The sequence below is a fragment of the Miniimonas arenae genome (assembly GCF_006351005.1).
GTDB lineage: Bacteria > Actinomycetota > Actinomycetes > Actinomycetales > Beutenbergiaceae > Miniimonas > Miniimonas arenae.
Window position 1 is genome coordinate 54625 of record NZ_VENP01000008.1, and the last position, 21043, is coordinate 75667.

Below are 21043 nucleotides of genomic sequence, written 5' to 3' on the forward strand. Positions count from 1 at the left end.
GACGGGGCCGACGGGGCCGACGGGTCCGACGGGTCCGATCGAGCCGACCGCCGCGCCGGGGACCGTCCGGGTCACGGTGGTCGACGACCATCCGGTGTTCCGGATCGGCATGACCGCGCTGCTGGACTCCCTGCCGGGGATCTCGGTGGTGGGGCAGGCGGACGGCGCGACGGCGGCGCTCGCGCTGTTCGCCGGGGGGCACGCGACGGACGTCGTGCTCATGGACCTCGACCTCGGCGACGGATCCGGCGTCGACGTGACCCGCGAGCTCGTGCGCACCCGGCCGGGCCCCGGCGTCCTCGTCGTGACGATGCACGAGGACGAGGACGCCGTGGTCGCGGCGGTCCGGGCCGGCGCGCGCGGCTACCTCGTGAAGTCGGCGCCCCCGGACGCCGTCGAGCGCGCGATCCGCGCCGTGGCCGCGGGGGAGATGATCCTGTCTCCGGCCGTCGCCGAGCGCGCGCTCGCCTACGTGCTGGGTGGCACGCGCGCGGCGCGGGTGCCCTTCCCGCAGCTCACGCAGCGCGAGCGCGAGGTGCTCGACCTCGTGGCCGCTGGCCTCGACAACGTCGCCGTCGCACGCCGGCTCGGCCTCAGCCCGAAGACCGTGCGCAACACCGTCGCGACGGTGCTCGCCAAGCTCGCGCTGCGCGACCGCTCCGCGGCTATCGTGGCTGCGCGCGCGCAGGGCCTCGGCGGGGGCGCGCTCGACGCGTGACGAGCGAGAGGACGGTGCGCGATGGCCGACGGTCGGCACCTCGGGCGCGCCGTGCTGGTCCGGCACGGTGAGAGCGTCGCGAACGCCGCGGGTCTGTTCACGGGCGTGCTCGACGTGCCGCTCTCGGACCGGGGCCGTCGTGAGGCGCACCGCGCCGCCGAGCTGATCGCCGCGACCTCGATCGTGTTCGACCTGGCGCTGTGCTCCGAGCTCACCCGCGCGCGGCAGACCGCCGAGGTGCTCGCCGTGGACCTCCCGCTGCTCCCGCCGGTGCAGCACGACTGGCGGCTGGACGAGCGCAACTACGGCGCGCTGACGAACCGCACCAAGGCGGACGTGCTCGCCGAGCAGGGCGAGGCGCAGTTCCTGGCGTGGCGCCGCTCGGTGCACGTGCCGCCGCCGCCGATGGGCGACGCGCTCTACGACGAGCTCGCCGCGACGCCGCTGTGCCGACGTCTGCCCCCGGCCGCGCTCGTGCGCACGGAGTCGTTGGCGGACGTCATGGTCCGCGTCGGCGCGCTGTGGCGCGAGCGGGTCGACCCGCTCCTGCGTGACGGGGGTGCGGTGCTCGTCGTCGGGCACGGCAACTCCCTGCGGGCGCTCTGCGCGGTGGTCGACGGCCTGACCGACCCGGAGATCCAGGACCTCGGCCTGCCGACGGGCCACCCGCTGCTGTACGAGTTCTCACCGACCGGCGCCGAGCGGGACGGGCTGCTCGTGCCGCTCGCGCGCGGCGGCAGCTACCTCGACGAGCCGCGTGCCCGAGCCGCTGCGGAGGCGCTCGCGCGGGAGGGCGGGACCTGAGCGGGCTGCCCGGGGCCCCGGCGGGCCCGCGGGCGGCGGAGGGGGACGTAGGTTGGGGGGATGGACGCCCTCTACGTCGCCGAAGCCCTGTCCACCGGTCCTGGCCGCAACGGCCGGGTCACCACGCCCGACGGTCGCCTCGACCTCCAGCTCGCCTTCCCGACCGAGCTCGGCGGCAGCGGTGAGGGCAGCAACCCCGAGCAGCTCTTCGCAGCCGGGTACGCCGCGTGCTTCCACAACGCGCTGCAGCGCGTGGCGCGCGAGCAGCACGTCGAGCTGCAGGACAGCTCGGTCGGCGCGAGGGTGGGGATGAGCCGCAACAGCTCCGGCGGCTTCCAGCTCGAGGTCGAGCTCGAGGTGGTCCTGCCCGGCATCGTGCAGGACGTGGCCCGCTCGCTCGCGGACGCCGCGCACGAGGTGTGCCCCTACTCCAACGCCACGCGGGGCAACATCCCCGTCACGGTGCTCGTCGCCGAGGACTGACCGAGGACCGGGCCGAACCAGCGAGCCGGACCACCGACGAGCACCACCGGCCAGCGCCCACCGACGAGCGAGGGAGCCTCGTGAAGCCACAGCGCCGCATCCTCTGCGTGATCCTGGCCGGCGGCAAGGGAAGCCGGCTCGGTGTCCTCACCGACCACCGGGTCAAGCCGTCCCTGCGGGTGGCGGGCAGCTACCGCCTCATCGACGTCGCGCTCTCGAACGTGGCCAACAGCGGGCTGTCCGACGTCTGGATCGTCGAGCAGTACCTGCCGCACTCGCTCAACCAGCACCTCTCCGGCGGCCGGCCGTGGGACCTGGACCGGATCCACGGCGGGCTGCACCTGCTCGCGCCGTTCACGGGAGCGACCGGTGAGGGGTTCGCCGAGGGCAACAGCGACTCGCTGTGGCGCCACCGCGAGCGGATCGCCGGCTTCGAGCCCGACCTCGTGGTCGTGCTGAGCGCGGACCACCTGTACGCACTGGACGTGCGCGACGTCGTCGCCACCCACGAGCGGCACGGCGCCGCCCTCACGATGGTCACCACGAGGACGGACGCGGACCCGTCCGACCACGGCGTGGTCGTGACCGACGACGAGGGCGTCGTCACGGAGTTCGCCTACAAGCCGGACGAGCCGGCCGACGACCTCGTCGCCGTCGAGGTGTTCTGCTTCGACGGCCCGGCGCTGCTCGAGGCGCTCGACCTGCTGCACGAGCGGCTGGGCGGGCTCGGGGACTACGGCGAGGACCTCGTGCCGTACTTCGTGGCGCAGCACCGCACGGTGGAGCACCGGCTCGAGGGCTACTGGCGCGACATGGGGACGCCCGAGTCCTACTGGATCGCCCATCAGCAGCTCCTCGACGGGACCGGGGCGCGGCTCGACGACCCGGCGTGGCCCGTGCGCTCGGCCCAGCCGCAGCAGCTCCCCGCACGCGTCCTGGCCGGGGCACAGGTCGCCGACAGCCTGCTCGCGCCCGGCTCGCACGTCGCGGGCACCGTGCGGCGCAGCGTCGTCGGACCCGGGGTCGTGGTCGAGGCGGGTGCCGTGGTGGAGGAGAGCGTGCTGCTCGACGGCGTCCACGTCGCCTCGGGCGTGACCCTGCGGCGCTGCCTCGTCGACGACGGCGCACGGCTGGCGCAGCCGGGCGTCGTCGGCGAGGCCGACGCCGTCACGGTGATCGGGCCGGACGGTCAGGTCGACGCGAGCGTCGCGGGCGACCCGAGCGCGGACTAGCGACACCCTCGACGGAGCCCGGCGAGACCAGCGAGCCCCGCGAGCGCACCGACCGGCGCCTGGCCGTGACCCCGGCGCACGTCAGCGCGTGGGCCAGCGCGCGCTCGCCGTCGCCCCCCGGGGATCGGTGACCTGCGCGGCCACGGTGGTGGCCTGCAGGGTCAGCGGCACGGAGAGGTCCGTGCCACCGTCCGCCCGGGGCGTCTTCGCGGCCTGCAGTCGCCCGATCGGGAGCCGGCGCGCGAGCGGGACGTCCGCGATGACGAGGCTGATCTCCTGCGACGTCGCCGGGTCGAGCGGCCGAGGCAGCGGTCGGGGCGTCGGGAACGGCACCGGGCGCACGCCGCCGGCCCGCCGCGTCGCGACGAGGCGCAGCACGCCGGCGGAGTCCGGCGGCAGGCTCGTGGACAGTGTGCAGACCGTGCCGCGCCCGACGATCGTGAACACGTCCTCGATCCGCAACCACGTCGCGGGCGTCGGCGGCACCCAGCCGGCCACGGTCAGCGTGCGCTCGCTCACCCGACCCGTGGGGTCGGTGAGCCGGAGCACGACGGCGAGCGGCGCCGTCGGGTCCGCGCGGTGCGTCCACAGGACGAGCGGGGTGCGACCGGACGCGCGAGCGCGGCGGGCGAGCGCCGGCAGCGTCGCGGGCGCCACGGGCGGCGTGTCCGAGCCGGCGACGGGCACCAGCTCCAGCGGCGTGCCCGCCGGTCCTGGCACCGCCCCGCCGACCGGCGGGACGGGGACGCCGTCGACCGTCGCCAGCAGCACGTGCGAGCCGGCGGCCGTGACGCGGTCCGGGGCGCGAGTCGCCGAGCGGACGAGCACCGCGGCACCGTCCGGCCCGACCTCCGCGACGAGCGGCTCCAGGTCCGGCGGCGTCGTCGGCGGCAGCGCGACCGCGACCGCCTCGCTCGCAGGCGAGACGACCCCGCGCACGGCCGACGGCCCCACGACGGGGGGTGGCACCGCCGTCGCGCGCAGGTGCCAGGGGTCCCAGGACGGCGTCAGGTCGCTCGGCCACGCGCCGGCGTACAGCGGCGCGCCGGTGATCGGGTCGGTCCCGCCCGTGGCGACCGCCGGCACGCTCGCGCGCGGCGGCCCCATCGTGCGGTGATCGAGCGCGGCCTCGGCGGATCGCGTGGCGAACAGCTCGAACGCGGTGACGCCCACCGAGCATGCGGCCTCGAACGTCACCGTGAGCGCGCCGTCGGCGCCGAACCCCGGCCGGACCGCGGGCTGCGTCGGGCGCACGAGGCTCGGCGCCAGCGCGGCCTGCAGGTGGTGGTGCGGCTGGACAGGCCCGGCGGCGTCGGGCCACGGCGACTCCGCGCCGGTGGTGCTCGCCGTGGTGACGACGAACAGATGGATGTCCTTCGAGCCGCGCGGCAGCGTCACGTCGACCGCGTGCGGGTCGCCGCCCGCCAGCGGCACCTCGACCATGCGGCGGAAGAGGTTCTTGCGCCGGTCCGGCGCCGTCGCGTCGTAGGCGTCCCAGAGCGCGTCGAGGCGCCAGCCGGGGAGCGCCTCGGCCGTGCCGGGCTGCGGCTCGGGCAGGCCGAGGCGCTCGCGGACCACGGTCTCGGACGTCTCCCAGACCACCACCCGGTCGGCCTGCGCCGGTACCGGGCCGACCCAGGTGACGTGCACGTGGCTGCGCCCGAGGTGGTCGGGCGTGCTCGCGAGGGGGACGTCGGGCGGTTGGGGCGGCGCGGGCAGCACGATCGGCACGGGGCTCGCGGCGACGGCGGTCGCCGGATCCTCGGGGCGCGGCGACCACGCCGAGGGCTGCGCGTGGTTGCGGGCGCGCAGCCGGGCGAACACGCGCACGCCCCAGCGCGAGACGCCCGCGAAGTCCAGCGGTCCGACCGGGACCGTGAGGCGGTACCGGCGCCCGTCGTCGCCCTGGGTCGCGGTGCCGGCCGGGCGCGGGACCGGGACGGCCGGGGGCGCCTGTCCGGACGGGACGGGCGTGCGGCTCAGCTCGGTGCCGTCGACGTCGATGCCGACCACGCCGGTTCCCGCCGGGCCGCCGGCGACGAGCGGTTCGTCCCCGGCGAAGCCGAGGTGCGCCGTCACGGCCCCCGCCGGTGGCGCGTCCGGGTCGACGGCGGGCGGCGGGGTGGCGCCCGTCGGCATGGGGTAGGGCACGAGGAGCAGCTCGACATCGGTGGGTGTGCGCTCGGGCCAGGGCACGGCGACTTCGACCGTCGCCTCCGCGGGGCAGAGCGTCGAACCGGTCCAGCGAGCGGCGAGCGAGAGGCTCACCACGCGCGGCCCCATGAGCGCGGGCGCGGCACCGGTCCACGCGACGTCCTGCCAGTCGGAGTAGATCCCGAACAGGTTCGCCTGCGCGACGGCGTAGCCGCGGCTGACGGTGCCCTCGTACGGCAGCGCGCGGCCGGGGTCCACCAGGCGCGGGCGCGGGTCGACGGGGATCTCCGGGTGGTTCGGGTCCCCGCCGGGGCTCGCGAGGAGCTGGACCGCGCTCCCGCCCTTGAGGCGTGGCGGCAGCAGGTCGCTCGCCGGCGGGTCGGCGGGTCCGAAGCCCGCGAGCACGCACGCCGTCGGGCCGGTGAGGGTCGCCGTCGTGAGGCCCGGCTGCCAGAGCAGCTCCACGGACTCGGCGAACGGGTCGTCGCGCCGCGGCGGCGTCGTGAGTACGGCACGCTGGGCGAGCAGGCCCGCGACGGCGGGCACGCTGGCGTGATGGTGGGCCGGCGGGAGGAAGGCGACGAGCTCGACGCCGCGATCGCCGTCGGGCGTCTCCTCGTACGGCGCGGTGACGAGCAGCTCGATCTCGGCCGGGTGCTGGTCGATCTCGCTGCCCCGGTAGGCGGTCGCAAAGCCCGTGGTGAGCGCGGCGAACGCATCCCCGGCTGCGGAGACGAGCAACGTGCGGAGCAGCGGGAGGTCGGCCGTGGTGGGCTCGGCGTCGTACCGGCCCTCGCCCGGCCCGGGGACGTTGCGACGCGAGACGAGACGTACCTGCTGCGGCTCGACGTCGTCCCACAGGCGCGTTAGCTCGGGGAAGAGCAGCTCGCGCGCCTCGTCGACGAGACCCCCGGGGTCCGGTCGCTCCCACACCGGGGCGAGCCGGCCGGACTCCGTCGCGAACCACCAGCCGACCGGGGGACCACCCCGGTCGAGCCGGTCCAGCGCCGCGTCGGGTCCACCGACGGGCGCGACGACGAGTCCCTGCGGGTCGGGGCGGTAGCGTCCGAGCTCGCCGTCCTTGACGGGGTGCCCGACGCGCTCGAGCGGGTTCCACGAGCCGTCGTCCGCGACCGTGTCCCGCAGCCACGCGGCGGCGACGTTCGTGGGCGTGCCGTTGACCAGAAGGGCGCACGTCGCGAACGGCGCGCGGACCTCGAGCGTGACCGCACCGCCAGGCCCCGGGTTGCGCGCTGCGGCCGCGACGGCCGCGAACGGGTCCTCGCCTGCCTCGCGGAGCAGGAAGAGGCCGACCGGCCTCGTGGGGTCGAACGCCGTGGCGGAGACCCCGAGGGCGGTGACCTCCTCGCCGCCCCACGAGATCAGCGCGCGGTCGTCGCTCGTGTCGACGTCGAAGGACGTCCGCTTCGTGCGGGTCTGGACCGTGCGCCACCACACGGTGAACGGCTCGGCGGGGACTCCGAGCTCGGGCCGGACCGACCACACGACGTGCAGCCGCTCACCGAACCGCTTGGCGTCGGCGAGCGCACGCTCCACGATCTCGTCGGACTGCACGTGCGCGTTCGCCAGACGTTGCCGAGCCACGCCGGGCCAGTCGATCAGCGCGCTGGCCGCACGGAACCAGCGGGGGTCGTGGATGCGGTCCATCAGTCCTCCACCTCCCACGGTGCCTTCTCGAGCGCGACGTCGACGGCGAGCGCCCGCTCGTCCGCCGTCCCCGCCAGGGGGTCGCCCGGCCGGAGCAGGTCGAGCCGGAATCGCGCACCGCGTGCGTTCGCCGGCAGGAACGCGAGTACCCGGGTACCACCGGGGGCGACGACGAGCGGTCCCTGCGCGGTCACCTCGCCGGCGCCCGGCGCGAGCACGCCCGCCGGGGTGAGGCACGGCTGCGGCCGCGCGGCCCACCAGCCGTGCGACGGGTCGGCGGAGTCGCCCGGACCCGTCACCCACGTCGGCGCGAGGTGCTCGCGGTACAGCGCCTCGGACGCCTCGATCACGACGGCCAGCGGCCGCGGCGCCGGGTCGGCGCTCCACCACACCTCCACCCGAGGTGCGCTCGGGACGACCGGAACGTCGAGTCCCGCGGCCTGCACCGCGGCGTCCCACTGGTCGCCCGAGGGGCGAGTCGGCAGGGCGGTGAGCGGCGTGATCGTGCGGCACAGCCGGTGCTCGACGGCGCTCGGCGCGATCCACGACGCGAGGTGCGCGAGCGAGTCGAACCGCGACGTGGTGAAGTTCGCGCGATACACCCGGGTGCGTGCGCCGCCCGCGATCGGGACGGACTCGATGTCGAGCAGGTAGTCGGTAAGGGGGTCCAGCTCGAACCGGAACGTCAGCACCTCGGTGTCCCGGGTGACCTCGTCCACCCCGACGCACGGCGTGCTCGGCAGCAGCTCGGCGGCCGTCTGCTCCCACGCCTGGAGCGGCGCGGTCCGCGGGTGCAGCTCGGCGAGTCCGGCGTCGAGGCGTACCGCGGCGTCGGCAGGCAGCGCGAATGCCTGGCCCGCGGGGCCGCCGCCGGGCGGTGCGGGGTGGTGGCCCGAGGACGAGCGCACCGTGACCTCGAGGCGCCGTCCGTAGGCCGCGAACAGCTCGGGGACCGCCTGGTGCGAGAGCGCGATGCGCAGCGGGTCGTGGCAGAAGATGCCGGCGTCGCCCATGCCGGGCGTCGTGTCGAGGATCCACGGCGCGAGGTCGGTGGGGCACGCGGCGGCGGAGGCGCCGCGGAACCGGAAGGTCTGCGGGGTTCCGGCGTTCGGGTAGGTCGGCACGCGCGTCGGGTGCGCCTCGCCCGTCTCGACGTCCCAGTGCCAGCTCGCGGTGAGCGTGTAGTCCTGGCCGGGCACCAGGAGCGCGACGTCCGTGGGGGCGTGGGTCAGGCCGGTCTCGAACGCCTCCCGGTCGCTGTTCGTGACGGTCTCGTCCCAGCTTTCGCGCTCCGCCTCGGCGTACGTGACGGCCTCGAGCGCGACGACGTGCACGGGGCTCTCGTACGGCGGCGCCTCTCGGTCGCTCCAGCCGATGGCGAGCTGCGTGGTCTGCTTCTCCAGGCGCCCGAGGTCGGCGAGGAACAGCCCGAGGATCCGACCGTCGCGGATGACGGAGGCCGCCGCCCGACCGGCGAGCCGGACGGGACGCTCCCACGGGCCGCCCGGGTCCACCCACGTGCCCGGGAGCGGGTGGGCGGCGTCCACGAGGTCGTCGTTGACGAGCCGGTACTCGGCCAGCACGGTGCCGTCCTCCGCTCGCTGCTGGAGAAGGACCTGGCGCTTGCGCTCGAGCGGCGCGACGAGCAGGACGCGCGCGGTGAGCAGGGGCTCGGTCAGATCGAGCAGCACGGCGTCCGCGAGCGCGTCCGGGGTCCAGCCGGCCTCGGCGCGCGCCTCCTCGAGCCGCTTGAGCTCGCGCTCGGTGAGCCCGACCGGGTCCGCCCACTCGTGCCACGGGCAGCGCAGCACCCGACCGTCGCAGAGCTTGCCTCGTACGAGGTCGGCCTCCACGAGCCGGGAGCGCGCGTGCCCCGCGAGGTCGGTGAGGTCCGTGCCCGAGGCGAGCGCCGCCGTCGCCGAGGTGAGGTCGATCGACAGGCCACCCGCCGTCGTACGCCCGGGCAGGCCCTTCGTCCACGTGGCGAGCGGGTCCGCGGGATCCGTCGCGCCGCCGCACGGCACGGCGTCGCCGACCACGCGCGCGGGCTCGGTCGGGGCGAGCGCGTCGGCGGGCGTGCCGCTGCGCCACGGCTCGCGGACCCGGAGCACGCGTTCGGCCGGAGCGGACCGCGGCGCCGAGCCGGGCGGGTCGGGCCAGACGAGCCCGACGAGCGACCAGCCGGACTCGCTCGGTCCGAGCGGCTGACCGCCGAAGGTCCACAGCTGCGGCGCGGCCGGGACCGGCGGGTGGCACACGGTGCCCCAGCGGTGGTCGATCTGCCGGGTCAGGGTCTCGCCGTAGCTGATCGCCGAGCTGAACGGCAGCGGCGCCCACGTGAGCAGCGCGAGGGCGGGCGAGGCGATCTGATCGGTCGGGTTGGAGTCGTTCCACCAGACGCTCGGCGTCGGACCGGCGCGCAGCGCGCCGGCGAGCGTGACCGAGTCCAGCCGGTAGGCCCACCAGCGGTCCCCGATCCGGTACCAGGCGGAGGTGCCTGAGACGCCGGAGGTCCCGTTCGGCGTCGCGCCGAGCACGACGTTCCCCCCCGCCGTCTCGGGCGCCGTGGTGAGCACGAGGACTCCGACGGCGTCCAGCGGCAGCTCGGGCACGACGTCGGCCGGCGCGCTCGCGGCGCGCGCGAGACGCGCGTCCGGGCTGCCGGTCGCGCCGGAGCCCTCGACGACGACGGCGGAGCGGCCGACGAAGTCGAGCGAGGCGACGAGCGGCGGCGGGACGAGGTCGGGGCTGGGCGCCGAGCCGATCGTCAGCTCGATGCACGCCTCGATGTCGAAGAAGAAGAACGAGACCTTGCCGCAGACCTTGCCGTGCACGTACGGGTGGTCGACCTCGCGGCCGTTCTCCACCCGCTTGCCGACGGCGAGATCCAGCGTGGCCGTGACGCCGATCGAGACGATGAAGAGCATGAGCTCACCACGGATGTAGATCCGCCCGGCGAGGTAGAACGGGTCGAAGCCGAGGATCGCGTCGAACCCGGCGGCCACCTCGGCGTACAGCCGCGCCGGCTTGGACCCCATGAGCACGGCCTGGAGGTGGAAGCCGGTGGCGATCGCGACTCCGCTCGCGCCCGGCAGCGGCGGCACGTCCGAGCTGGGCGAGCCGCCGGTGAGGCCGTTGCCGTGCACCATGAGGTAGCCGCTGGCCTCGAGGACGTCCAGCACCTTGACGCGGATGCGGTCGTGGTAGGTGCCGAGGTCGACCCGCCAGGTCTCCGGCTGCTTCGTGGAGAAGAACGCCGTGACCGGGACGTGCACCTGGAGGATCTTCTCGATCGTGTAGTCGGCGACGACGCCGAGGGTGATCGTGCCGCGGCCGAAGTCGATGTCCAGCACGGCGAGGAAGGTGGCCGACTCCTGGCTCGTCGCCGATGGCATCTTCTTGAGAACGTCGGCCTTCATGATGAGCAGCAGGCGCGGTCCGGGTACCTCGATGAGCAGGATGCCCTTGAGGTGGACGACGTAGCCGCCCTCGATCGTGCCGACCAGCATGCCCGCGGCGAACGCGTAGGAGCCGGGCTGGTGGTGCCAGCCGTCGACGTGCATGACGGAGCCCCGGGCGAGCTGGGTGCCCACCCAGTCCAGCGCGGGCAGTGCGGCGTTCGGGTTCTCCGAGCGCGCGAAGTTGATACCGACGCCGCCGAGGAAGCCGAAGATGCCCAGCCCCGAGTTCCCGAGCAGGAGCGGGACCGGGAACTCGACCTCGATGCCGATGAGCAGACCCGTGACGCCGTTCTCGGTGATGAGCGCGAGCGATGCCGCGGCGCGGATGCTCACGGGGATGATCGTGAGGTCGATCGACGCCTTGAAGCCGTTGGGCAGGATCTCCAGCGTCCCCGACCCGTGCAGCGTGCTCGGGATGTCCAGGCTCGCGCCGAGCTTGGTGAGCTGGGGCGGCTCGGGCGCGTCGAGGCGCTGGCGCACGCGAACCGTGTCGATCGTGACCGGCCCGAGCTCGACGCCGATCATCGCCTCGACCTCGAGGTAGGTCGGGTTGTCGCGGGACACCCGCACGCCCATGATCCGCAGGATCTCGTCGAGCGGCTCGACCGCCTGGATCGAGCCGGGCTTGATCTCGAGCTCGTAGCCGCGGCTGGCGTCGAACACGGGAATCGGCACGGCCGGCCCCGTGGGGTCCCACGCGGCGCGCACCCCGACGGCCTGGTAGCGCGTGCGGACGGGCTTGTCCCGCGGCACCTTGACGACGGAGAAGTCGAACGCGAACTGCACCTCGACGTCGAGCATGACGCTGACCGCTCCGGTGCCGGTGCTCGCCGTCGAGCCGTCCGGCGCGATGACGCCGTTGGACACGACGATCTCGCCGCCGTGGATCGTGAGGGCGCGCACGTCGATCCAGCCGACGGCGCCGAGCGCGACCGATCCGAGCTGGATGAGGGCGCCGGCAGCGGGGGAGAGGGTCGCGACGGCCGCCGAGATCGGGGCCATGACGGCGAAGGCGCCGGCCATGCTCAGGGCCGTGTCGGGCGCGGTGGCCGGGGTGAGGCGGCGGTCGTAGAGCCCGTCGAGGTCCGCCTGCGCGGCTCGGAACTCCCCGAAGACCTCCCACGCTCCGCGGTCGGAGGCCAGCTTGAGGCGCACCCGGAACAGGCAGATGCCGTCGCTCGCGCTGCCCACGCCGAACTGGTCGACCCCACCCTGGGCGAGGCTCGTCTCCAGGGCGGTCTCGACGTCGAACTCGCCCCAGATCTCGCAGCGCACGAAGGTCGAGCGGAGCAGCTCGACCTCGACGCCGATCCGGCGGAAGCAGTCCGGGCGTCCGGTGGTGGGCGGCGCGGGGTCGCGGTCCACGACGGCGAGCCGCGGCTGTCGCGTCAGCCGCGCCGTGGCCGCAGCGGGGGTCGCCGGGGTCGGGCCCGTGACCCGGACCCACCACCAGTCCGGCGCGGTGGGCGCCGGGACGGGCGTGGTGCCGCGCGGGTCGACCCCGTCCCGGGCCGGGACGTGACCCAGGCCCGACACGGTGCCGACGGGATACCCGGCGTTGCGCAGCACGGCGGCGACGACGGCGGCACGGCGCTCGCTCAGCTCCTGGTTGTAGGTGCGCTTGGCCTCGGTGTCCGACTCGCACGACGCGTAGCCGGTCACGGTGACGGTGCCGGCGCCGCCACCGGCCGCCGCGGTGAACGCCGCGTGCCGGTCGGCGGCCAGCGTCGCGAAGGGTGTCCCGCCCGGCGCCGAGGTGCGGTTGGCCGCGGGCGAGGTGCCGATGTTGGCGAGGGTCGTCGTCCAGGTGGGGTTCGTGGCCTCGTCCGGCGTGGGGTGGTCGAACCGGAGGTAGGCATCCATGACGAGCGCGCTGCTCGCCGGCCGGGTCGCGCTCACGGTGACGGTCGCGCCGTCGCCGACCGGGACCGTCACCTCGGTCGCGGACGCCGCGGAGCCCCCGCCGCTCCACGTCCAGCTTGCGGCGACCGGCGGGTCCAGGGCGAGGGTCGCCGTCGTCGCGTCCTGGCGCACGAGGACGAGCCGTCCGGCCTCCGGTGCGGTGTTCGTGAGCTGGACGGGGTTCGTCGCGTCGTTGCCCGCGCCCTCGGCGGCCGCGGGTCGGCGTGCACGGAAGCTCGCCGTCGCGCTCTGTCCGCCCGAGGAGGCGGCGGTGACCGTGAGCGTGACCGCGCCCGCGGCGGGCACGGTCACGGTGGTCCGGCCGTTCGTGACCGGACCACCCCCCGTGATGGTGATCGTGACGGGAGCGGTACCGCCGTTGGTGTCGGCGACGAACGTCGATCCGGTCGGGACCTCGACCTCGCCGTCCGCGATCGCGGCGACGTGGCGACCGGACGGCGTGATGAACCGCGCCATGATGCTCGGCGCACCGCCACGGTTGACCACCTCGGCGCTGAACGTGCCGGTGACCCCGGCGTGCACCCCGAGGCCGATCCAGAGGTTGCGCACGCCCGCGGACACGGCGATGCCGTCCAGGCCGTCGGGTTGCACGAACAGGCGGGCCTCGGGGAGGTAGAAGCCCTGCCACTCCGCGGGCATGGCGCGCGCCTGCGCAGGAACGCCGGCGGGGCCGGACTCGCCGGACAGGTCGAGCACCGCGGCGCGGAAGGCGAAACCGACGACGGCGCCGGGTCCCACGAGCGCGTACGGCGGAGACATCTCGATGCAGGAGTAGACGTCGTCGAGCGGTTCGCCCGAGGTGGTCGCCGAGAGGAGCTCGAAGCCGACGCTGCCGCCTGGGCTCTGGGCCAGACGCATCACGAGGCGCGGGACGAGGAGGCGGACCTGGGTGTGGTCGGGGTCCTCCTCGAGCATGCCGTCGCCGGCGAGGCGGGCCCCGCGCAGGAAGGGCAGGAGGACGCGGACGCCGGGGACGTCGAGATCGACGCGCCACGCGCCGTCCTCGGGGTCGGCGAGCGTGGTGCCGCTGAGGCGACGCCACTCGGCGAGGACGACCGAGTCGCCGGCGAGCTCGATCGGGGTGTCACCGCCCGAGCCGATCCGGCCCGTCGCGGGGTCGATCGCGCCGCCCGCGAAGCCCGACAGCGACGCGGTCGCGGTTCGGCGCTTCCAGGTCGTGCCGTTCTCGGTGACGAGCGCCCACGGCGTGGTGGTCACCGCCGAGAGGGGTCCCTGGAGCGCGTCGAGCAGGCCGCTCGTGCGCAGCGGTTCGGGTAGGTCGTCCCAAGCAGCCATCAGTGGCTCCGTCGCTCGCGCTCCGTGCCGCCCTGCCGACACGGGGACGGCCGCACGCTAGACCCGTGGGGGGATGGGGGACAAGGGTGGGAGCGCGTGCGCGTCGAGGCACGGCCCGATCGGGCAGGGTGGGGCGGTGCAGGGAGACTTGCCTAACGGACGTGAGGAGCGCACGTGGGGCGCCGTCGTGCACACGCTCGCTGCGCCGTCGTGCGCGCGTGGGAGTGGTCCGGAACGAAACCGAGGCGTTCCGACGGAGAGGGCCCCCGGCCCGCGTCGCCGCAGGTCGGAGGCCCTCTCGGAAGGTGCGACGGCTCAGACGTCGTAGTAGAGCTCGAACTCGTGCGGCGTCGGACGCAGCTGCACGGGGTCGACCTCGTGGGTCCGCTTGTAGTCGATCCAGGTCTCGATGAGGTCCGGGGTGAACACGCCACCTGCCGTGAGGTAGTCGTTGTCCTCCTCGAGAGCCTTGAGGACCTCGGGCAGCGAGCCCGGGACCTGCTGGATCTGCGCGTGCTCCTCGGGGGGCAGCTCATACAGGTCCTTGTCGACCGGCTCCGGCGGCTCGATGCGGTTCTTGATGCCGTCGATGCCGGCCATGAGGATCGCCGAGAACGCGAGGTACGGGTTGGCCGACGGGTCCGGCACGCGGAACTCCACGCGCTTGGCCTTGGGCGAGGAGCCCGTGATCGGGATGCGGATGCAGGCCGAGCGGTTGCGGGCCGAGTAGACCAGGTTGACCGGTGCCTCGTAGCCCGGGACCAGGCGGCGGTAGGAGTTCACCGACGGGTTCGTCCAGGCCAGGAGCGACGGCGCGTGGTGCAGGAGGCCACCGATGTACCAGCGGGCGAGGTCGGACAGGCCGCCGTAGCCGGACTCGTCGTGGAACAGCGGCACGCCGTCCTTCCACAGCGAGGAGTGGCAGTGCATGCCCGAGCCGTTGTCCCCGAAGAGGGGTTTCGGCATGAACGTCACGGTCTTGCCGGCGTTGTAGGCGACGTTCTTGATGACGTACTTGAACTTCATCAGGTCGTCGCCGGCCGAGCGCAGCGTGTTGAAGCGGTAGTTGATCTCCTGCTGACCGCCGGTGCCGACCTCGTGGTGCGCCCGCTCGACGTCGAGGCCGATCGAGCCCAGCACGGTGCACATCTCGTCACGCAGGTCGGCGAACTTGTCGCTCGGGGAGAGCGGGAAGTAGCCACCCTTGTACCGCGTCTTGTACGCCTGGTTGCCACCCTCCTCCTCGCGCCCGGTGTTCCACGCGGCCTCGATCGAGTCGATGTGGTAGAACGCCTCGTTCTGGCGGGAGATGAAGCGGGCGGAGTCGAACAGGTAGAACTCGGCCTCCGGGCCGAAGTACACCGTGTCGGCGATGCCCGTCGAGGCGAGGTACGCCTCGGCCTTGGCCGCGATCTGACGCGGGTCGCGCGAGTACGGCTCGTCCGTGAACGGGTTCACGACCGAGAAGTACACGACGAGCGTCTTGGCCTTGCGGAACGGGTCGATGAAGGCGCTCGTCACGTCCGGGATGAGCTTCATGTCCGACTCGTGGATGGCCTGGAAGCCGCGGATCGAGGAGCCGTCGAACATGAGGCCCTCGCTGAAGGCGTCGTCGTTGAAGGCCTCGACCGGGATGTTGAAGTGCTGCTGCACGCCCGGCAGGTCGATGAACCTGACGTCGATGAACTCGACGCCCTGCTCATGCGTGTAGGCGATCGCCTCCTCGGCGGTACTGAACATGGGGCTCCTTCGTAGGTCGGTCCCGGGGTCGGCTGAACGCTATGGCGGCCCGATTTCCCGGTCATGACTCCTTTGTGTCGGTGACGTTACGTCGCCGGGCGTGAAGGTACCGCGCCGGGCTGGGCGCGCGCTGTCCGTTTCGAGGCGCGGCTTACGATCGTGCGGTGCCAGCCGAACCCCGCCACCACGCACCGATGCCCGACGGCGGAGCGCACCCCTCGCCGTCGTCCTCCCCGTCCGCGGCGTCCGCCGGGATGCACGTGGGCCGGCGCCTGGGCGCGCTGATCGTGGACTGGGTGATCGCGTCGGCGATCTCGGCCGGGTTCCTCGACTACCACCCGCTGGCGACGCTCGGTGTGTTCGCGCTGATGACTGCGTTGCTGCTGATGACCCTCGGAGCCACGATCGGGCACCGGCTCTTCGGGCTCGTGGTGCGCCGGAACGCGGACGGCGGGGTGCCGTGCCGACCGCTGCAGGCGGTGGTGCGGACCGTGGCGCTGTGCCTCGTGGTGCCTGCGGGGATCTGGGGGCCGGACGGCCGGGGGCTGCACGACGTGTGGGCAGGGACTGCGGTCGGGCGGCGCTGAGCCGAGCGGGGGAGCCCGAGCTGGCTGCGCCCGAGCTGGGTGCGCCCGAGCTGGCTGCGCCCGAGCGCGTGCAGGCGGGACTCGAGCACGACTGCGGACCTCGGCGCCAGATCACGCCTCGGGGGTGCGGGGCGGGACGGGTCTCTCGTTCTGCGTGACGCGCTCGCGCGAACGCTGGGTTTCGGTCATCAGGGGGCTCGCTGGGAGCCAGAACCCAGCGTTCGGCGCCGTCGCCGTGGCCCCAACCCAGCGTTCGGCGCCGGCGCCGTCCCGGATGCGAATGCTGCCGAGGCACCTCCGGCGGCGTGGGCCTCGGTAGCCTGGGCGCTCTGCCCCGTGGGCCCTCGGCGTCCCGACCACCCCCGAGGCCTGGGACCTCGGTCCTGGGACCTGGGTCCCCGGGACCTCGGCCTCATGAGACGCCGCGTGCCGCCTCGTAGTTTCGTGTCATCACCCACCCGACACCAGGAGCAACGCGTGACCACCACAGCTGACAACCAGGTCGCCGTCGAGGACGCCGAGACGGTCGTGGAGGAGGCAGTCGACTCGACCGCCTCCGAGGTCGACCCCACCGTGAACCACATCGACGACCTCGTCGCCAAGGGTCTGGCGGCCCTCAAGGAGTACGCCTCCTTCGACCAGGCGACCATCGACTACATCGTCGCCAAGTGCGCCGTCGCCGCCCTCGACAAGCACGGCGTCCTCGCCGAGCTCGCCGTCAAGGAGACCGGTCGCGGTGTGTTCGAGGACAAGGCCGTGAAGAACATCTTCGCGTGCGAGCACGTCACCCACTCCATGCGCGACCTGCGCACCGTGGGCGTCATCAGCAAGGACGAGCTGACCGGCATCACCGAGATCGCCGAGCCCGTCGGCGTGGTCTGCGGTGTCACTCCCGTGACGAACCCGACCTCGACGGCGATCTTCAAGTCCCTCATCGCGCTCAAGACGCGCAACCCCATCGTCTTCGCCTTCCACCCCGGCGCTCAGCAGTGCTCCGTCGCCGCCGCGAAGGTCGTGCGGGACGCGGCCGTCGCCGCCGGCGCCCCCGAGAACTGCATCCAGTGGGTCGAGACCCCCTCACTCCAGGCCACCGGCCTCCTCATGAACCACCCCGGCGTCTCCCTCATCCTCGCGACCGGCGGCAACGCGATGGTCCGCGCCGCCTACTCCTGCGGCAAGCCCGCCCTCGGCGTCGGCGCGGGCAACGTCCCCGCCTACATCACGAAGTCCGCGAAGCTCAAGCGAGCCGTGAACGACGTCGTGCTCTCCAAGGCCTTCGACAACGGCATGATCTGCGCCTCCGAGCAGGCCGCCATCCTCGATGCCGAGATCTACGACGAGGCGATCGCCGAGTTCCAGCACCTGCACGCCTACCTCGCCAGCCCCGAGGAGAAGGCGCTCCTGGAGCAGTTCATCTTCGGCGTCCAGGCCAACTCCGCGAACTGCGGCGGTGCCAAGCTCAACGCGGCCGTCGTCGGCAAGCACCCCGCGTGGATCGCGCAGCAGGCCGGCTTCACCGTCCCCGAGGACACCTCGGTCATCCTCGTGCCCGTGAGCGAGGTCGGCCCGGCTGAGCCCCTCACCCGCGAGAAGCTGGCCCCGGTGCTCGCGGTTCTCAAGGCGAACTCCGTCGAGGAGGGTCTGCGCTTCTCCGAGCAGATGGTGGAGTTCGACGGGCTCGGCCACTCGGGCGCCATCCACACCGAGGACCCGGAGCTCGCCGAGGAGTTCGGCTCGCGCGTCAAGGCGATCCGCATCATCACCAACGCCCCGAGCTCCCTCGGCGGCATCGGCGACATCTACAACGCCTTCATCCCGTCACTGACCCTGGGCTGCGGCTCCTACGGGCACAACTCGGTCTCGAACAACGTCTCGGCGATCAACCTCGTCAACGTCAAGCGCATCGGTCGGAGGAACAACAACTTGCAGTGGTTCAAGGTCCCGGCCAAGACGTACTTCGAGCCGAACGCGATCCGCTACCTCGCGGACATGCCCGACGTCGAGCGCGTCACGATCGTGACCGACGCCGTGATGACCACGCTCGGCTTCGTCGACCGGGTCATGGACGTCCTCAACCGGCGCGGCAACAAGGTCGCCATCCAGATCATCGACCAGGTCGAGCCCGAGCCCAGCGTCAAGACGGTCCAGAAGGGCGCGGAGCAGATGCGCCACTTCAAGCCGGACACGATCATCGCCCTCGGCGGTGGCTCGCCGATGGACGCCGCCAAGGTCATGTGGCTGCTGTACGAGCACCCGGAGATCGACTTCTCCGACCTCAAGCAGAAGTTCTTCGACGTCCGCAAGCGCGCCTTCACGTTCCCGACCCTGGGGAACCTCGCCAAGCTGGTCTGCATCCCGACCTCCTCGGGCACGGGCGCCGAGGTCACGCCGTTCGCCGTGATCTCCGACCCCGACGCCGGCAAGAAGTACCCGCTCGCGGACTACGCGCTCACGCCGTCGGTCGCGATCGTGGACCCGGCGCTGACCGCGTCCATGCCGCGCTCGCTGGCCGCCGACTCCGGCTTCGACGCCCTCACGCACGCCACCGAGGCGTACGTGTCCGTCTACGCCAACGACTTCACCGACGGCATGTCGCTGCACGCGATCAAGCTCATCTTCGAGAACCTCGCCCAGTCCGTCACGGGGGAGAAGGGCGACCCGGCCACCGAGAAGTCCCGCGAGAAGATGCACAACGCGGCGACCATCGCCGGCATGAGCTTCGGCAACGCGTTCCTCGGGATCGTGCACGCGATGGCGCACGTCGTCGGCTCCACGTACCACCTGGTGCACGGCCGCACGAACGCCACGCTCCTGCCGCACGTGATCCGCTACAACGGCAAGATCCCGACCAAGCTGACCAGCTGGCCGAAGTACGAGCACTACGTCGCTCCGGAGCGGTTCCAGGAGATCGCCAAGCACCTCGGCCTGCCGGCCGAGACGCCGGAGCAGGGCGTGGAGTCCTACGCGCAGGCCGTGGAGTCCCTGCGGGCCAAGGTCGGCATCCCCGCGTCCTTCCAGGCGCAGGGCGTCGACGAGACCGAGTTCATCTCGCGTCTCGACGAGGTCGCCACGGGCGCCTACGAGGACCAGTGCGCCCCGGCCAACCCGCGCATGCCGATGCGCGAGGACATGAAGGAGATCATGCTCGCCGCGTACTACGGCACCTCCGTCGAGGAGGTTCGCGCGCGTCGCGAGGAGGCCGCCGCGTCCTGAGGCGGGTGATCGGGGCGGGGGAGTCAGCACCCCCGCCCCGTGCGAGGCCCCGGACCACGCGGTCCGGGGCCTTCGTGCGTGGTGGTGGATCTCACCGCGCACGGGCCTCCTCCGGTAACCGTCCAGACGGTAGGTCAGTGCCCCATGAGCACGACCACTCCGACGCGCGACACGCAGGCGAACCACCGCTCGAGCGCGAACGACCACTCGAGCGCGAACGACCGCTCGAGCGCGAACGACCGCTCGAGCGCGGTCGCCACCGAGCCGGCGCGCCTCGCCCGCGCGCGCGACTGGTGGGGCCTGGCCGTCCTCATGCTCCCGGTGCTCATCGTCTCGATCGACAACACCGTGCTGAGCTTCGCCCTCCCGGTGATCGCGCGCGACCTCCAGCCCAGCGCCGCGCTCCAGCTGTGGATCGTCGACGTCTACCCGCTCGTCCTCGCCGCCCTGCTCGTGAGCATGGGCAACCTCGGCGACCGGATCGGGCGGCGCAAGCTGCTGCTCATCGGCTCGGTGGGGTTCGCCGTCGTGTCCGTGCTCGCCGCGAACGCGCCCACCGCCGAGGCGCTGCTCGTCGCACGCGCCCTGCTCGGTGTGTTCGGCGCGGCGCTCATGCCGTGCACCCTCTCGCTGCTGCGCGGGATGTTCCTCGACCGTCGCCAGCGCCGGCTCGCGATCGCCGTGTGGGCGACCGGGTTCGCCGCGGGCGGCGCTATCGGCCCGATCGTCGGCGGCGTGCTCCTCGAGCACGGCCACTGGGGCTCGGTCTTTCTGCTCGCGGTCCCGTTCCTGGTGCCGCTGCTGGTGCTCGCCCCGCTGCTCGTCACCGAGAGCCGCGATCCCAACCCCGGCCCGCTCGACGTCGTCGCGATCGTCCTGTCGATGCTCACCTTCGCGCCGGTCGTTTTCGCGATCAAGCACCTCGCGACCGAGGGGTTCGACCTCGTGGTGGTGCTGGGCGTCGTCGTCGGGATCGCGGCCGGCACCGTCCTCGTGCGGCGCCTGCTCGCCCAGCGCAACCCGCTCCTGGACGTGCGCCTGTTCGCGGTGCCGGCCTTCACCGGCTCGGTGCTGGTCAACCTCGTCAGCGTGCTGTCGATGGTGGGGCTGCTCTACTTCCTCGCCCAGCACCTCCAGCTCGTCATGGGGATGGGTCCGATGGAGGCCGGCCTGGTGCTGCTTCCGGGGACGCTCGCGATGGTCGTCGCCTCGCTCCTCGTCGTGCGCTGGGTCCGCCGCGTCCCGCCCGCGGTGCTCATGTCGGTCGGCCTCGGGCTTGCCGGGATCGCCTACCTCGTCTTCGCCGTCACGGGCGGGAGCAGCGCGGTGTGGGTGCTCGCGACGGCGTTCGCGCTGCTCAGCATCGGCGTCGGGATGGCCGAGACGCTCTCCAACGACATCATCGTCGCGGCCGTGCCGCCGGCGAAGGCCGGTGCGGCGTCCGCGGTGTCGGAGACCGCGTACGAGCTCGGCGCCGTGCTCGGCACCTCGATCCTCGGCGGCATCCTCGCGGCGAGCTACGCCGCCAACCTCGTGGTGCCCGCCGGGCTCACCAGCGCGCAGGCCGACGCGGCGGGGGAGACCCTGGCCGGGGCGCTCGACGTCGCCGACCAGCTCCCCGCGGACCTCGCCGCCGTGCTCGCCGACTCCGCGCGGCACGCGTTCGACGCCGGCGTCGTGGTCACGGCGAGCGTCGGCGTCGTGCTGTCGATCCTCGCGATCGTGCTGGCTGCCCGGACCGTGCGCGGCCAGCGGGGCTGACGG

Annotated in this window: 10 protein-coding genes; 7 read left to right on the plus strand and 3 right to left on the minus strand. The window is 73.5% G+C overall.

Annotation, left to right across the window (positions count from 1 at the left end; all coding sequences use genetic code 11):
- Positions 1-76: 76 nt before the first annotated feature.
- From FH969_RS03805 to FH969_RS03820, 4 genes are all read left to right on the plus strand, one after another.
- Entirely contained in the window at positions 77-718 is a 642-nt protein-coding gene (locus FH969_RS03805; protein WP_246071689.1) for a response regulator, read from the plus strand.
- Positions 719-739: 21 nt separating this feature from the next.
- Positions 740-1522 (plus strand): 2,3-bisphosphoglycerate-dependent phosphoglycerate mutase, encoded by a 783-nt coding sequence (locus tag FH969_RS03810; protein ID WP_139986195.1) that lies wholly within the window; start codon positions 740-742, stop codon positions 1520-1522.
- Between the two features lie 60 nt (positions 1523-1582).
- Positions 1583-2005 carry an organic hydroperoxide resistance protein gene (locus FH969_RS03815; protein ID WP_108719766.1) on the plus strand — a complete coding sequence of 141 codons (423 nt, stop codon included), beginning with the start codon at positions 1583-1585 and terminating at the stop codon, positions 2003-2005.
- 80 nt (positions 2006-2085) lie between these two features.
- Positions 2086-3237, plus strand: a complete 1152-nt coding sequence (locus tag FH969_RS03820) for a glucose-1-phosphate adenylyltransferase family protein (RefSeq protein ID WP_139986196.1) — start codon at positions 2086-2088, stop codon at positions 3235-3237.
- Between the two features lie 81 nt (positions 3238-3318).
- On the opposite strand, the gene FH969_RS03825 is transcribed toward FH969_RS03820, so the two are convergent.
- The 3 genes from FH969_RS03825 to glnA form a co-directional block, all read right to left on the minus strand.
- The gene (locus FH969_RS03825) at positions 3319-7059 is read right to left on the minus strand and encodes a hypothetical protein (protein ID WP_139986197.1); all 3741 of its coding nucleotides are present in this window, start codon (positions 7057-7059) and stop codon (positions 3319-3321) included.
- On the minus strand, positions 7059-13739 hold the full coding sequence (locus tag FH969_RS03830) for an OmpA family protein (RefSeq protein ID WP_139986198.1): 6681 nt from the start codon (positions 13737-13739) through the stop codon (positions 7059-7061). Before FH969_RS03830 ends, FH969_RS03825 begins: the two co-directional genes overlap by 1 nt.
- A gap of 315 nt (positions 13740-14054) precedes the next feature.
- Positions 14055-15479, minus strand: a complete 1425-nt coding sequence (gene glnA, locus FH969_RS03835; protein ID WP_108719770.1) for a type I glutamate--ammonia ligase — start codon at positions 15477-15479, stop codon at positions 14055-14057.
- Positions 15480-15643: 164 nt separating this feature from the next.
- On the opposite strand from glnA, the gene FH969_RS03840 reads away from it, so the two are divergent.
- From FH969_RS03840 to FH969_RS03850, 3 genes are all read left to right on the plus strand, one after another.
- Positions 15644-16066, plus strand: coding sequence for an RDD family protein (locus FH969_RS03840; RefSeq protein ID WP_218975256.1), 423 nt, complete (start codon positions 15644-15646; stop codon positions 16064-16066).
- Positions 16067-16594: 528 nt separating this feature from the next.
- Positions 16595-19279 carry a bifunctional acetaldehyde-CoA/alcohol dehydrogenase gene (gene adhE / locus FH969_RS03845; RefSeq protein ID WP_281285329.1) on the plus strand — a complete coding sequence of 895 codons (2685 nt, stop codon included), beginning with the start codon at positions 16595-16597 and terminating at the stop codon, positions 19277-19279.
- A gap of 144 nt (positions 19280-19423) precedes the next feature.
- Positions 19424-21040, plus strand: coding sequence for an MFS transporter (locus tag FH969_RS03850; RefSeq protein WP_180359654.1), 1617 nt, complete (start codon positions 19424-19426; stop codon positions 21038-21040).
- Positions 21041-21043 lie beyond the last annotated feature (3 nt).